Below are 13,068 nucleotides of genomic sequence, written 5' to 3'. Positions count from 1 at the left end.
CTCCCTTTTTATCATTCTTCTGTTACATGTACTTTAAGTGTTGCAGTGACATCTAAGTGAATGCGAATCGGAACATTTGTGAAGCCCAGTGCACGTATTGCGTCTGGCAACTCCATTTTACGTCGATCCACTTTAATGCCTTCACTTTTTTGTAGCGCATCTGCAATTTGTTTTGTCGTGATGGAACCGAATAGTCGGCCTCCTTCACCAGATTTAGCCTTCATTTCAACAGTAATTTTTTCAATTTGTTCTTTTAGCACTTTTGCTTCTGCTAACTCTTCAGCCGCATCTTTTTCCACTCGTTTTTGCTGGCCTTCCAATTTACTTAGATTGCCCGGTGTGGCTTCAATTGCCATATTATTTTTCAATAAAAAGTTTTGTGCGTAGCCTACAGATACTTCCTTCACTTCACCTTTTTTGCCCTTCCCTTTAACATCTTTCAAAAAGATTACTTTCATTCTGAATTTCCCCTCTCCATTTTCATCTGTATGATGGATTTCAGCATTTCCTCAGCCTCTCCGACCGATTCAACGTCTAACTGGCAAGCGGCATTCGTCAAATGACCACCGCCTCCAAGTTCCTCCATGATCAGTTGGACATTCCATTCACCAAGTGAACGTGCACTAATCCCTATTTTACCATCTGCACGCTTTGCAATGACAAATGACGCTATAATCCCCTGCATCGTAAGTAAAATATCAGCCGTCTGTGCAATCAAAACCGTACCATAGTCTACTTGCTCTTGCCCTTTCGCAATCGCAATTCCATTGTCCAACACTTCAACAGTCTCAATCAGTTTTGCTCGTTCCATATAGGTGTTAATATCCTCTTTTAACAAGTTTTGAACAAGAATTGTATCCGCACCATACGTCCTCAAAAAGGATGCCGCCTCGAATGTTCGTGCTCCAGTACGTAGCGTGAAACTTTTCGTATCTACGATAATCCCTGCAAGTAATGCTGTCGACTCCAGCATTGTCAGCTTTTCATGCTTTGGCTGATATTCAATCAACTCTGTAATAAGCTCCGCGGTCGAAGACGCGTAAGGTTCCATATAAACCAGCATCGTGTTATTGATGAATTCCTCTCCACGTCTATGGTGGTCAATCACAACAACCTTTTCTGCCTTATCCAGAATACGTTCATCAATAACCATACTCGGTCTATGTGTATCAACGATAATGACAAGTGACTTCTCAGTAAGCATTGTAAGCGCGTCTTCAGGAGTTATGAATTGATTAAAAAGATCAGTTTCATGCTCAATCTCATCCATCAGTCGTGTTACACTACCATCTAATTCATTGAAATTAACGATGATAAAGCCTTCAATATTATTCATGCGTGCCATTTTCCGAACACCGATAGCTGCACCGATGGCATCCATATCCGGCATTTTATGACCCATGATAAATACCTTATCACTGCCTTGAATGAGGTCACGCAAAGCATGGGAGATAACCCTTGCCCGCACACGTGTCCTTTTTTCAACCGGATTCGTTTTGCCACCATAAAACTTTAACTTACCATCCGTTCGCTTTATGGCTACTTGGTCCCCGCCACGTCCAAGAACAAGATCTAAACTTGATTGTGCAAGCTCTCCTAATTCAATGAGTGATGGAGAACCCATCCCTACACCGATACTTAGAGTAAGTGCAATACTTTGTTTGGCAGTTGCTTCGCGAATACTATCTAAGATTGAGAACTTTGTTTTTTCAAGAGTGCCCAATATTTCTTCATTGAAAACGGCAAGAAAACGATCTGATGATATCCGTTTTACAAAAATTCCATTTTCAGTTCCCCACCCATTAACAAGTGACGTTACAAGTGAATTGAGCTGACTTCTCGTCTGGTCATCCATTGTCTGTGCAAGTTCGTCATAATTATCGACAAGAATATTAGCGAGCACTGTACGATCTGCATAGTAAAGGGATTCCATCTCTAATTGTGCCGTAATATCAAACAAATAGATGAGTCGCTCTTCTACTTTGTAAAAGACACTATATGACTGTGCTCCGACCGTCAAGATAGAGTGCTCTAGACCGTCACTTTTCACAATAGCGTTAAACTGCTTGGATAAATCAACTAGATCTTTTCCAATAGGAGATTCAGTCTCAAATATCTTTAATACATAAGGATTTGCCCATTCAATCACATTTTTTTCATTAATCAGGAGAATACCAATCGGTAATTCAAGGAGTGCCTCCTCCCCAACCTTCTTCATCCTATACGACAATGTTTCGATATGTTTTTCCGTTTCAATATACGTTTGTCTCTCTATTTTCCAGGCCACTCCAGCTGTTAATCCAAATAGAACGGCAAAAAGAATTCCTAACCAAAACTGAAATATGAGAAGAACTATCACTGCCACTGCACCTAGGACCGACAAAGCCGTCAACGGATAACGGATTGCCCTTTTTCTAAAAAATGACGTCATTGCCCCATCCCCTTATTTCAGCTTGTCTTTCCTAATCCAGGCGCGTATATTCATTCCTGCATCCAAAATCCCTAGCATTGTCGTAATCGGGCTTAATAGCAATGCAAAGATAGTTGCAATCCCTATCATTACTTTCGGTGCCTTCATCACGTAAATAAAATGATGAACAAATGAAATCCCTTGTAGTAAAAATAAAAATCTTAAAATCATTGTTGCATTGATGGTAATGAGATAAAAATTGGTCCCCGGCTCTGCTGGTACGAATAGTGATAGCAGAAGGATAATTCCGTAGATAATTACCGTCATCACCGGCAATTTCATCTCCCGAAATGGTGGGAACTTTTGAATTTTGTTACCTAAGCGGCTCGCAACTTCAAGGTTTAAGGTAATATAGACGAACGCGAGTATAAAAATAGTAATGATGAACATAGATGGGATAGCTGTTTGATAAAATTCGATTTGTGCATCCATCAGCTTATCGTAATTATCAGGAAGCCCACCAAGTGTTCCCATAAATGATGTCACTTGCTCACGTGCTTCATGTATCATTTTAAATAATTCATCGATTGCATTAAAGCTGAAAACAAATACAGCGGCTACGTACATCAAAATACCTGTTACGAGCAAAGTAAGTCCAGTTGCCATCAGTGTATACAATTTAGTCTTACCCGTTCGGACCGTATCCCCTACAACAAAGCCAAGTAATCCGTGGATAAAGGCAAATGGGACAAGTACAATTCCCCCAACGAGCAGCGATAGCATAATACCTGTCGCAGTGACGAGTAGCGATGGAGCACGATCATAACGTAGTCTGTACAAAATAATCGGTAATGGTATAAAAAACATTGTAACATTCCCAAGAATAGGCGTATAAAGTGTAACCGCCAGCAGGACTGCAAATAGCGCAATCATCATAGCTCCATACGTAATTTTTCTAGCGTTGTCTTGCATAATATAGATTCCTCCGGTCTTTCGTTGGACGACTTGTTTGATCTACCTATTTTCTCCTACTTTCTATCGTTAGATAGTCCGTTTAATTGTATCATGATTATTCGATTTAAACCAAAACGGAACGTATGTACTTTCCATATTTTAATAAAAAGACCGCCCTGGTACCGGTGTTCCGGTCTGACAAGGCGGTCTATATGAATGAAATTATCTTTCTTCCGAACTGAATGGAAGAAGTGCCATAATACGTGAGCGTTTAATTGCAAGTGTCAGTTTACGCTGATACTTCGCGCTTGTACCTGTTACACGACGAGGCAAGATTTTCCCACGCTCAGAAATGAATTTCTTAAGCAGATCAGTATCTTTATAGTCGATGTGTGTAATGTTGTTTGATGTAAAATAACATACCTTACGGCGTCTTTTACCTCCACGACGTGGTGCCATATGCTTTCCCTCCTTCTTCTCGGCTTCCAATAAGCAGCGCATTGCGGTGTCAGCTTCGCTCGTTCAGATCCTCACGTGCCTAAGCACGCTCCGGTCTTCACTTACTTGCTTCCTAGCACTGCTTGCTTCTTGAAACCCTCGTTTTTGGCTTCCGATAAGCGGCGCATTGCGGTGTTTACCGAAAACCTTGTTTTGTAACTATGCACAGTCGATCTTAGAATGGCAGGTCGTCATCCGATACTTCAATCGGACCTCCGCCTGTCGAAAACGGATCATTATCAGTACGTGTATAGTTTTGTTGATTTGGTTGTTGCTGATATTGTTGAGTCGGCTGCTGATTCTGATAGTACGGTTGCTCGTTCTGCTGAGCGCCTTGGTTTTGGGTTGGTGCTCCATAACCAGCTCCGGACCTATCGGCAGTGGATGCATTGCGAGGCTCTAGGAACTGGACGCTGTCTGCCACAACTTCCGTCATGAAGACACGTTTTCCATCCTGACCATCAAAACTGCTTGTCTGAATACGACCTTCAATTCCGGCTAGGCTGCCTTTCCTTAAAAAGTTCGCTGTGTTCTCCGCCTGCTTTCTCCACGTTACACAGTTGATGAAATCAGCTTCACGTTCGCCCGATTGGCTCGAGAATGTTCTGTTCACCGCAAGAGTAAAACGTGTAACCGCTATACCAGTTTGTGTATACTTGAGTTCAGGGTCTTTCGTTAGTCGGCCAACTAAAACGACACGGTTAATCATCAGAATTCAACCTCCCTCATCATTTTGTAAGTTTCACCAGTAACGGATATATATAGATTAGCCGTCGATGCGCACAGTCATATGACGAAGGATATCTTCGTTGATGTTTGCAAGACGTGTAAATTCATCGATTGCTAGGGTATCAGCATTTGCTTTTACAAGCTGATAGAAACCTTCACGCAAGTCGTCGATTTCGTAAGCAAGACGACGCTTGCCCCACTCTTTCGACTCGATGATTTCCGCACCATTAGAAGTTAGGACACCGTCAAAACGTTCAATCAACGCTTTTTTCGCTTCATCTTCTACCGTTGGGCGGATGATATACATGATTTCGTACTTTCTCATCTTCAGTCACCTCCTTATGGACATTGGCCCTGCTGATTGCAGCGGGCAAGGAGTAAGTAATACTATTACTCACATCAGTATATATTAGCATGATTCCATTATTATTTCAACTATTTTCTTGTATACTTTATGGAAGAGGTGATTTTCTTGAATGAAGTTCCTGAACCTGATGAAATAATTACCATTGACTTACCGAAGGTTGCCAAGCAAAGCTTATTCATTACCGCCGCATCCTTTGTGGGATTATGGGCTTTGCATATTGCGATTGAGCAAGAATTTTCGATTACCATTACATTATGGTCCGCCGCTTTACTTATCATTGGCTATATCGCCCTTATTGTATTGCATGAGTTGTTTCATCTACTCGGTTTTCGCCTTTTTGGAGGTGTACCGTGGAAAAGAATGATTGTCGGCGTCAATTTAAAGTTAGGTGTCGCCTATGCGACAACCGATAAGCTGATGACCAATCGTGCGATTCAAAAAGCGTTAATGCTCCCCTTCTGGACAACTGGTATCGTCCCCGCCATTATTGGGTTAGCCACTGGAAACGGACTACTCCTAAACTTAGCTGCTCTGTTAATCGGCGGGGCTGCTGGTGATTTCGCTATGTATAAGGAGTTGCGAAAACTCCCCGATGATTGGCTAGTCAAAGACGACCCCGAACTTCCGCAACTCTATGTCTATGCAGCTGATACATTCGATAAATAACTAGACACAAAAGCCACACTCGGATTGGTTATCCTAGTGTGGCTTTTGCAATTATGATCGAATGATCAGACGTTAAAGCGGAATAACATAACATCGCCATCTTTAACGATATATTCTTTTCCTTCAAGACGTACTTTTCCAGCCTCTTTTGCTGCAACCATTGAACCTGTTGCAACGAGATCATCATAAGCAACCGTTTCAGCACGGATGAAACCACGTTCAAAGTCCGTATGGATGATGCCTGCACATTGTGGTGCTTTCATCCCTTTACGGAACGTCCACGCACGTACCTCTTGTACACCCGCTGTGAAATACGTTGCAAAGCCTAACAAGTCATAAGACGCCTTAATCAGTTGATCAAGACCTGATTCCTTAATACCAAGCTCTTCAAGGAACATTTCTTTCTCCTCATCCTCAAGCTCAGCCATCTCTTCTTCAATCTTTGCACAAACAACGATAACTTGTGCATTGTCTTTTTCTGCAAACTCACGAACAATTTTAACATTCTCGTTATTGTCAGCATCTGCAATTTCGTCCTCAGAAACGTTAGCGACATAGAGCATCGGTTTAATCGTCAGCAGGTTCATCCCTTTTGCAAGGACAAATTCCTCATCCGTGAAGTCTACCGAGCGAGCAGGCTTTTCATTTTCAAATGCCTCTTTTAGTTTAATCAAAATCGGTTCTTCTGCCATCGCAACTTTGTCTTTCTGCTTCACCATTTTAGAAACGCGAGCCAATCGCTTTTCTACAGCTTCCATATCAGCAAGAATCAATTCAAGATTGATGATTTCAATATCATCGATTGGATCGACTTTACCAGATACATGCGTGATATTCTCGTCGACGAAACAACGAACTACTTGGCAAATGGCATCTACTTCGCGAATATGCATAAGGAATTTATTCCCTAGCCCTTCACCTTTACTTGCTCCTTCAACAATCCCTGCAATATCTGTAAATTCAAATGCAGTTGGTACTGTTTTTTTCGGTGTGACAAGCTCCGTCAACTTTTTAAGTCTTTCATCAGGTACTTCAACAATTCCCACGTTTGGGTCTATCGTACAGAACGGATAGTTCGCCGCCTCTGCCCCTGCCTTAGTAATCGCATTGAATAGCGTCGACTTCCCTACGTTCGGAAGACCGACAATTCCAGCTGTTAACGCCATTCGTTCCACAACCTTTCCTTTGTATGTTATCTATCCATTCATTCAGTCATACTTTCTTATATGCAACTCTTCCATTATAAGGACAGTAGGCCCAGTTGTCCATTAAGGCGAAGAAAAGCGTTGGATACTCGGAGTCTAGGTAGCTTATTATTCTAATTCCGCTTTTACCAGAATCTTTTTCATCTTTTTTGAAAATTCATTACGTGGAATCATGACACTGTGCCCACAGCCCTCACATTTAATACGAATATCTGCGCCCATTCTAATAATCTTCCATGCGTTCGTTCCACATGGATGTTGCTTCTTCATTTCCACAACATCGTTCAGACCGTACTCCTTACGTTCCATAACAAACACCCACCCTTTCTACTCTACAGATTCGCAAATGATTTCGTTACTAATGCTGGGTAAGGAATATCAATGCCTTGCTGCTCGAAATAACTTTTAAGTCCTGTACTAATCGCCCTTGCACAATCATAATGTAACATTGGTTTTGTTTCCGCAATAATACGTACAATTACTGCAGTCTCCGTATAGTCCTGTGCCCCCAATAATTTCGGAGCCTGAATGAAATCATTATTCTCCTTCGGTAGTTGTACTAAATATTGTCTTATTAAACTTTCAACTTTTTCTACGCCGACATCGAAAGGTATTGTCACGTCTACGATAGCAAGCGAATTTTTCATTGAATAATTGACTACCTGACTGATTATTCCATTCGGCAATATATGAACTTCTCCGGTGAAGCTTTTAATTTTCGTTGTACGTAACCCAATCTCTTCAACAATGCCCTCTGCCAAGCCGATTTTCACATAATCGCCTACTGAAAACTGATCTTCAAATATAATAAAAAATCCGGTAATCACATCTTTGACAAGGCTTTGTGCACCGAAACCTACCGCTAAGCCGAGTACACCGGCGCCTGCAAGTAACCCTTTTACGTCAATTTTAAATTCGCCTAAAATAGCAAGAATTGCTGAGAAATAAATAACATAGGTTAGCGTATTTTCCAATAACTTAAGGAGCGTTTCTTCTCGTCTTTCTGAGCGACGTAAAGGACTTTTCAATTTAACTTGAAAAGCGCGGCGAATAATCATTTTCCCTATTTTAATAACGACAACTGAAAGAATAACGATTAATAATATCTTCAGCGAAATCTCACCAAGATCACTCCATGTCTTTTCACTGAATAATAACTTCCCTACCTTTTCTAAAACTTGTTCCAATTCAAAAATCCCCTCCGTCCGTATAATTAAACGTTCTCAAGCGTAGACTAGCTTATAAAAAAAGAAATGGAGTTTTTTCATGAAAGCTACTCTTTCTTCAACAACGGATTTCAGAATCCATTATAAGGAAAAGAATGTGGTGTGGAAACTAAGCTCATTATTCCTACAACATATCCCCTTTGATTCACATGAGATCATTTTTTTCTGTATCGGAACAGATCGCTCTACAGGAGATGCACTAGGGCCGCTAACAGGCTCTGCTCTTTCCGAGTCAGTAATATTCCCTTTCTCCATTATTGGTACGCTAGAGAATCCATTACACGCTCTCAATCTTCAGCACCATATTCACCAAACACAATTGGATAACCCTTCTGCTTTCATCGTTGCCATTGACGCTTGCCTCGGACAAGGTAGTTCCGTTGGACAATTGCTTCTTCATAGCGGTCCTATCCATCCAGGTAAAGCTGTCGGTAAAGAATTACCTCCTGTCGGTGACTTGTCAGTAAAAGGCATCGTCAATATTGCCGGCTTCATGGAACATGCTGTTTTACAAAGTACGAGACTGCATCTACCATTCGAAATGAGTCGTATTATTGCTAAAGCCTTACAGCTCGCATACAACCGTTATAAATCATAAAAATATATGCACAATTGTCACTATAACTCCCACTACAACAATACCTGGAATAAGATTGGCGACTCTTATTTTGGTTAGGCCTATTAAATTTAATCCTATCGCTAAAATCATTAAGCCACCTGTTGCCGTCATTTCTGAAATGAAGAAACTAAGTAATTCATCCGGTACGAAACGGCTTATTTGTGTTGAAAATAACGTGATAATGCCTTGATACAAAAATACTGGAACAGCAGCAAAGGCAACACCAATACCCAATGTTGAACTTAAAATAATAGATGTAAATCCATCAATAATTCCTTTCATAAGGAGTACATCATGATCATTTCTTAGCCCACTGTCTATTGCACCGATGATCGCCATAGAACCAACTACAAAAATAAGCGTTGCAGTGACAAATCCCTGCGCAATTCCAGGGCCTTTTTTATTTTTTGGCATTTTACTTTCCATCCACTGCCCAAGCTCGTTTATTTTCGCATCCAGATCCATCCATTCACCAAAAACTGCTCCAATGACAATACTTATAATTACAATCAAAATTTGTGTGCTTTCAAATGTCATTTGTATACCAATCACTGCAACTGCTAGCCCGATACCATACATGACGGTCTCTTTCATTCGTTCGGGTATGTTGTGTAAAAACCTACCGATGAAAGCGCCTATAACTATTAGTAATGCATTTACAATCGTTCCGAATAAAACCAAAATCCCACTTCCATTCGCTAAGCTAAATACAGTAAAAATAATACCTATTTTGCACATTCCGCAAAATAGGTATGTATTTACTCATTCAATAATTCAAGAATGCGCTCCAGATCGTCTTCTGAGAAAAACTCAATTTCTATTTTACCTTTATTTTTAGACTTTTTAATCGTTACATTTGTACCGAAGTAATCTCGTAAATTTGATTCGCGTTCAGCTAAAAACAAATCTTGTTTTTTCTCTTTTTTTGTTTCACGTGGAACATCATCATTCATTTTTTGAACAAGCTTTTCAAGTTGCCGAACATTAAGTCCTTCTTTCAGTATTTGTTCTGCTACTAAAAGAATTTGTTCTTTCTTGCGAAGTCCAAGCAATGTCCGTCCGTGCCCCATTGATAATTTACTTTCAGAAATATAATTTCTGATTTTCTCAGGTAAAGAGAGCAAACGAACATGGTTTGCAATATGGGGTCTGCTTTTACCTAATCTAAAAGCCAGCTGCTCTTGTGTAAGATTCAGCGCATCCATAAGATTAAAATAGGCTTCAGCTTCTTCAATAGGCGTCAAATCTTCCCTTTGTAAGTTCTCAAGAATCGCCCACTCCATTGTTTCTTCATCGGTTAATATACGAACAACTGCAGGTACTTCTTCAAGTCCAGCCATTTGTGCTGCCCGAAAACGTCTTTCTCCTACAACGATTTCATATGTCGTACCCGTTCTCCTCAAAATGATTGGTTGAAGTATACCATGTTCTTTAATTGATGCACTCAATTCTTGGATTGCATTTTCGTCAAATACTTTCCTCGGTTGATATGGATTAGCTTTTATACTTTTCACATGGATAAATTCAACAGACTCAGCCTTTTCCAGTGACTCCCCAGGAAATAAAGCATTCAAACCTTTGCCAAGGCCTTTAGCCATTGTGTACCACTTCCTTTGCCAGATCTAAATATACTTCGGCTCCTCGAGATCTTGGATCGTAAGTAATAATCGGTTCTCCATGACTCGGTGCCTCACTTAATCGTACATTTCGTGGAATGATTGTTTTGTACACTTTATCTTGAAAATATTTTTTCACTTCATCTATTACCTGAATACCTAAATTTGTTCGTGCATCAAACATTGTTAATAAGACACCATCAATCATTAATCCGTCATTTAAATGCTTTTGAACGAGTCGAATGGTACTTAAAAGCTGACTCAAACCTTCTAACGCATAGTATTCACATTGGACCGGAATAATAATTGAATCCGATGCTGTTAACGCATTGATTGTTAATAGTCCAAGCGATGGTGGACAATCAATGATGATATAATCATACAATTCCTTTGTTTCCTGTATTGCGTGCTTCATCCGCACTTCTCTTGAAATCGTTGACACCAATTCAATTTCTGCTCCAGCTAACGAAATAGTAGCCGGTATAATATCTAGATTATCCACTTTTGTTGGCCGAATAACCTCTTTAATCGCAACATCATCAATTAAAATGTCATAAATGCATTTTTGAACTTCCCCTTTATTCACACCTACACCACTTGTTGCATTTCCTTGTGGATCAGTATCAATCAAGAGAACTTTCTTTCCTATATGTGCAAGACAAGCACTTAAATTTACGGATGTTGTTGTTTTTCCGACGCCTCCTTTTTGATTGGCAATCGCTATAATTCTACCCAAAGCCTGCACCCGCTTTCCTGCTCATTAAGTTTCAATTTATTCTAACTTCTAGTCTATCAAAAAAACCATTGTAAGTGGGGATAAGTGTAGTAAAAAAACTCCTGCTTTTTGCTAAGCAAGAGTTCTTTGTCACTTTTTCTTTGGAATTCGTACCGTAATTGTATAAAAATCCTCAGAATCCTCTTCTTCGGTTTTCACATCAATACCACTTTTCGTTACGAGCACCAAAGATTGTCTGATCGTATTAACTGCAATTCGCACGTCTTTACTGACCGATTTCCTTCTAGGAGCTTTTCTCTTTTCTTTTGGCTCTTCAGGATTTAGTAACTGTTCGATTCTCGTTTCAAGCTGTTTGACATTTAACTGCTGTTCGATAATTTCATTGAAAAGTTGTAACTGCAATTCGTTATCTTTCAAAGGTATTAACGCCCTTGCATGTCTTTCAGAAAGCTCTTTTGTTAATATCCCATTTTTAATTTCTTCGGGTAATTTTAAAAGTCGAAGTTTATTTGCAACCGTTGATTGCCCTTTTCCAAGCCTTTGTGCCAATGCTTCCTGTGTTAACGAATGGAGTTCAATAAGCTTTTCATAAGCAAATGCTTCTTCAATAGCTGTCAACTCTTCACGCTGCAAGTTTTCAATTAATGCAATTGATGCCGTTTCTTTATCATCGAGCTCTCGAATGATTGCTGGAACTTCTAACCACCCAAGTTTTTTCATTGCACGATATCTTCGTTCTCCAGCTATAATTTCATATGCATCGTCAACCCGTCTAACAACGATTGGTTGAATGACACCATGGATGTGAATCGTCCGCGCCAGTTCTTCAATTTTTTCTTCTGAAAAAACTGTACGCGGCTGATATTTATTCGGTTTGATAGACTCAATCTTTACTTGCTCGATCTGCTCTTGATGATTATTACTGACTTCTAATGAATCCATTCCTACTTCTATTTCCATCTCCATTTCCTTATCACCAGTTCCAAAAAAACGTGAAAAAGGACTTTTCATTCCCGGCACCACCTTTTCAAGACTACTCCCTATATTAACTTAGTTCGTCACAGGGAAAATTTATCCTCTTTAAATATGTTCCACGTGAAACAGTTTATCTTCATTCAGCCAATAGGTTTGTACTGAAAGCGAAGCGTCAGCTGCAGAATGGCCCCACCCTATAGGTAGCGAAATGCATCCTATTTTCCTGTTCGGTAGGTGTTCAAGCTCCTGCTGAACGAAGATAAAGCCTTCAGCAGATGTCATGTTTTTTTAGTGGAGCCTTTTGAGCAAGCTCAAAAAGCTCCGGACTAAATTACGCCGAGGTGTAATTTATTGAATAGGCGTCTTGTTTGGCACACCTGGTTTACGTGGATATTTTTTAGGCGTTCTCTTTTCTTTATCAAAAACAAAGATATTCCGTTCACTATCTTCAACTGGTAGTTTGAATGAGTGTTCTTCTTTGATGGTAGCACCGAGAATGGCAAGTGATTTTTTCGCATCTGCAAGCTCGTCGTCCGCAGCCGCACCTTTCATAGAAATGAAAATTCCACCAACCGAGACGAGAGGCACACATAATTCAGCAAGCACAGACAATCGAGCGACTGCACGCGCAGTAACAATATCAAACTTTTCACGATATAAAGGGTTTTGTCCAAAATCCTCTGCTCTCGCATGAACAAAATGGACATTGGTCAGTTGAAGTTCCTCTGCTAAAGCCCCTAAAAATCCAATCCGTTTGTTCAAAGAATCTACAATTGTCACCTCAAGGTCTGGGAAACAAATTTTCAAAGGAATACTTGGAAAACCAGCCCCTGCACCTACATCACAAATTGTGCTTCGTCCACTTAAATCAACGTAAAAAGCAGCAGAAATTGAATCATAGAAGTGCTTCAAATAAACTGATGGAGCGTCTGTTATAGCTGTTAAGTTCATTTTTTCATTCCACTCAACTAGAAGTTCAAAATACCTAGCAAATTGAGTTTTTTGTGTTTCATTCAATTCAATTCCTTGTTCCTTCAATGCTTGTACAAACTGCTCTTCATTCAATT

The 13,068-nt window shown here is 40.1% G+C and carries 16 protein-coding genes; 2 read left to right on the top strand and 14 right to left on the bottom strand.

The genetic code is table 11. The annotated features are described in order from the left end of the window. Positions 1 to 11: 11 nt before the first annotated feature. From rplI to rpsF, 6 genes are all read right to left on the bottom strand, one after another. The gene (gene rplI / locus R2B77_RS11490) at positions 12 to 458 is read right to left on the bottom strand and encodes a 50S ribosomal protein L9 (RefSeq protein WP_203248288.1); all 447 of its coding nucleotides are present in this window, start codon (positions 456 to 458) and stop codon (positions 12 to 14) included. Further along, the gene (locus R2B77_RS11485; RefSeq protein ID WP_203248287.1) at positions 455 to 2,431 is read right to left on the bottom strand and encodes a DHH family phosphoesterase; all 1,977 of its coding nucleotides are present in this window, start codon (positions 2,429 to 2,431) and stop codon (positions 455 to 457) included. Before R2B77_RS11485 ends, rplI begins: the two co-directional genes overlap by 4 nt. A 12-nt stretch (positions 2,432 to 2,443) precedes the next feature. Beyond that, positions 2,444 to 3,382: a YybS family protein gene (locus R2B77_RS11480; protein ID WP_203248286.1), complete on the bottom strand. Its 939-nt coding sequence runs from the start codon at positions 3,380 to 3,382 to the stop codon at positions 2,444 to 2,446. A gap of 204 nt (positions 3,383 to 3,586) precedes the next feature. Next, complete coding sequence (gene rpsR / locus R2B77_RS11475) at positions 3,587 to 3,823, bottom strand: 30S ribosomal protein S18 (RefSeq protein WP_203248285.1); 237 nt, start codon at positions 3,821 to 3,823, stop codon at positions 3,587 to 3,589. Between the two features lie 214 nt (positions 3,824 to 4,037). Then, complete coding sequence (gene ssb / locus R2B77_RS11470) at positions 4,038 to 4,571, bottom strand: single-stranded DNA-binding protein (protein WP_203248284.1); 534 nt, start codon at positions 4,569 to 4,571, stop codon at positions 4,038 to 4,040. 57 nt (positions 4,572 to 4,628) lie between these two features. Beyond that, entirely contained in the window at positions 4,629 to 4,916 is a 288-nt protein-coding gene (gene rpsF / locus R2B77_RS11465) for a 30S ribosomal protein S6 (protein ID WP_203248283.1), read from the bottom strand. A gap of 138 nt (positions 4,917 to 5,054) precedes the next feature. Here rpsF and R2B77_RS11460 point away from each other — a divergent pair, with 138 nt between their 5' ends. After that, positions 5,055 to 5,624: a DUF3267 domain-containing protein gene (locus R2B77_RS11460; protein WP_404830753.1), complete on the top strand. Its 570-nt coding sequence runs from the start codon at positions 5,055 to 5,057 to the stop codon at positions 5,622 to 5,624. A 65-nt stretch (positions 5,625 to 5,689) separates the two neighbouring features. Here R2B77_RS11460 and ychF read toward each other — a convergent pair whose 3' ends face one another. The 3 genes from ychF to R2B77_RS11445 form a co-directional block, all read right to left on the bottom strand. After that, on the bottom strand, positions 5,690 to 6,790 hold the full coding sequence (gene ychF / locus R2B77_RS11455; RefSeq protein WP_203248281.1) for a redox-regulated ATPase YchF: 1,101 nt from the start codon (positions 6,788 to 6,790) through the stop codon (positions 5,690 to 5,692). A 147-nt stretch (positions 6,791 to 6,937) separates the two neighbouring features. Continuing rightward, a complete protein-coding gene (locus R2B77_RS11450; protein WP_203248280.1) occupies positions 6,938 to 7,138 on the bottom strand; it encodes a DUF951 domain-containing protein in 201 nt (66 codons plus the stop codon). Between the two features lie 23 nt (positions 7,139 to 7,161). Then, positions 7,162 to 8,016 (bottom strand): mechanosensitive ion channel family protein, encoded by an 855-nt coding sequence (locus tag R2B77_RS11445; protein WP_203248279.1) that lies wholly within the window; start codon positions 8,014 to 8,016, stop codon positions 7,162 to 7,164. Between the two features lie 79 nt (positions 8,017 to 8,095). On the opposite strand from R2B77_RS11445, the gene yyaC reads away from it, so the two are divergent. After that, entirely contained in the window at positions 8,096 to 8,653 is a 558-nt protein-coding gene (gene yyaC / locus R2B77_RS11440) for a spore protease YyaC (RefSeq protein ID WP_203248278.1), read from the top strand. Here yyaC and R2B77_RS11435 read toward each other — a convergent pair. The 5 genes from R2B77_RS11435 to rsmG all read right to left on the bottom strand — a co-directional run bounded on the left by R2B77_RS11435 (position 8,648) and on the right by rsmG (position 13,066). After that, positions 8,648 to 9,355, bottom strand: a complete 708-nt coding sequence (locus R2B77_RS11435) for a DUF554 domain-containing protein (protein WP_203248277.1) — start codon at positions 9,353 to 9,355, stop codon at positions 8,648 to 8,650. The genes yyaC and R2B77_RS11435 overlap by 6 nt on opposite strands. 77 nt (positions 9,356 to 9,432) lie before the next feature. Next, on the bottom strand, positions 9,433 to 10,272 hold the full coding sequence (locus R2B77_RS11430) for a ParB/RepB/Spo0J family partition protein (protein WP_203248276.1): 840 nt from the start codon (positions 10,270 to 10,272) through the stop codon (positions 9,433 to 9,435). Continuing rightward, positions 10,265 to 11,026 (bottom strand): ParA family protein, encoded by a 762-nt coding sequence (locus R2B77_RS11425; protein WP_203248275.1) that lies wholly within the window; start codon positions 11,024 to 11,026, stop codon positions 10,265 to 10,267. The genes R2B77_RS11430 and R2B77_RS11425 overlap by 8 nt, the downstream gene beginning before the upstream one ends. A gap of 129 nt (positions 11,027 to 11,155) precedes the next feature. Further along, positions 11,156 to 12,037 carry a nucleoid occlusion protein gene (gene noc, locus R2B77_RS11420; RefSeq protein WP_203248274.1) on the bottom strand — a complete coding sequence of 294 codons (882 nt, stop codon included), beginning with the start codon at positions 12,035 to 12,037 and terminating at the stop codon, positions 11,156 to 11,158. Positions 12,038 to 12,349: 312 nt separating this feature from the next. Continuing rightward, a complete protein-coding gene (gene rsmG, locus R2B77_RS11415; RefSeq protein ID WP_203248273.1) occupies positions 12,350 to 13,066 on the bottom strand; it encodes a 16S rRNA (guanine(527)-N(7))-methyltransferase RsmG in 717 nt (238 codons plus the stop codon). Positions 13,067 to 13,068 lie beyond the last annotated feature (2 nt).

Origin of the sequence: Sporosarcina beigongshangi (assembly GCF_033485195.1) — a bacterium.
Classification (GTDB): domain Bacteria; phylum Bacillota; class Bacilli; order Bacillales_A; family Planococcaceae; genus Sporosarcina; species Sporosarcina beigongshangi.
This window is presented reverse-complemented; position numbering and strand designations above follow the sequence as displayed.

Bases quoted from the DNA above. Each gene is read 5' to 3' on its own strand.
- rplI (WP_203248288.1), bottom strand. From the start codon at position 458: ATGAAAGTAATCTTTTTGAAAGATGTTAAAGGGAAGGGCAAAAAAGGT.
- R2B77_RS11485 (WP_203248287.1), bottom strand. From the start codon at position 2,431: ATGACGTCATTTTTTAGAAAAAGGGCAATCCGTTATCCGTTGACGGCT.
- R2B77_RS11480 (WP_203248286.1), bottom strand. From the start codon at position 3,382: ATGCAAGACAACGCTAGAAAAATTACGTATGGAGCTATGATGATTGCG.
- rpsR (WP_203248285.1), bottom strand. From the start codon at position 3,823: ATGGCACCACGTCGTGGAGGTAAAAGACGCCGTAAGGTATGTTATTTT.
- ssb (WP_203248284.1), bottom strand. From the start codon at position 4,571: ATGATTAACCGTGTCGTTTTAGTTGGCCGACTAACGAAAGACCCTGAA.
- rpsF (WP_203248283.1), bottom strand. From the start codon at position 4,916: ATGAGAAAGTACGAAATCATGTATATCATCCGCCCAACGGTAGAAGAT.
- ychF (WP_203248281.1), bottom strand. From the start codon at position 6,790: ATGGCGTTAACAGCTGGAATTGTCGGTCTTCCGAACGTAGGGAAGTCG.
- R2B77_RS11450 (WP_203248280.1), bottom strand. From the start codon at position 7,138: ATGGAACGTAAGGAGTACGGTCTGAACGATGTTGTGGAAATGAAGAAG.
- yyaC (WP_203248278.1), top strand. From the start codon at position 8,096: ATGAAAGCTACTCTTTCTTCAACAACGGATTTCAGAATCCATTATAAG.
- R2B77_RS11430 (WP_203248276.1), bottom strand. From the start codon at position 10,272: ATGGCTAAAGGCCTTGGCAAAGGTTTGAATGCTTTATTTCCTGGGGAG.
- noc (WP_203248274.1), bottom strand. From the start codon at position 12,037: ATGAAAAGTCCTTTTTCACGTTTTTTTGGAACTGGTGATAAGGAAATG.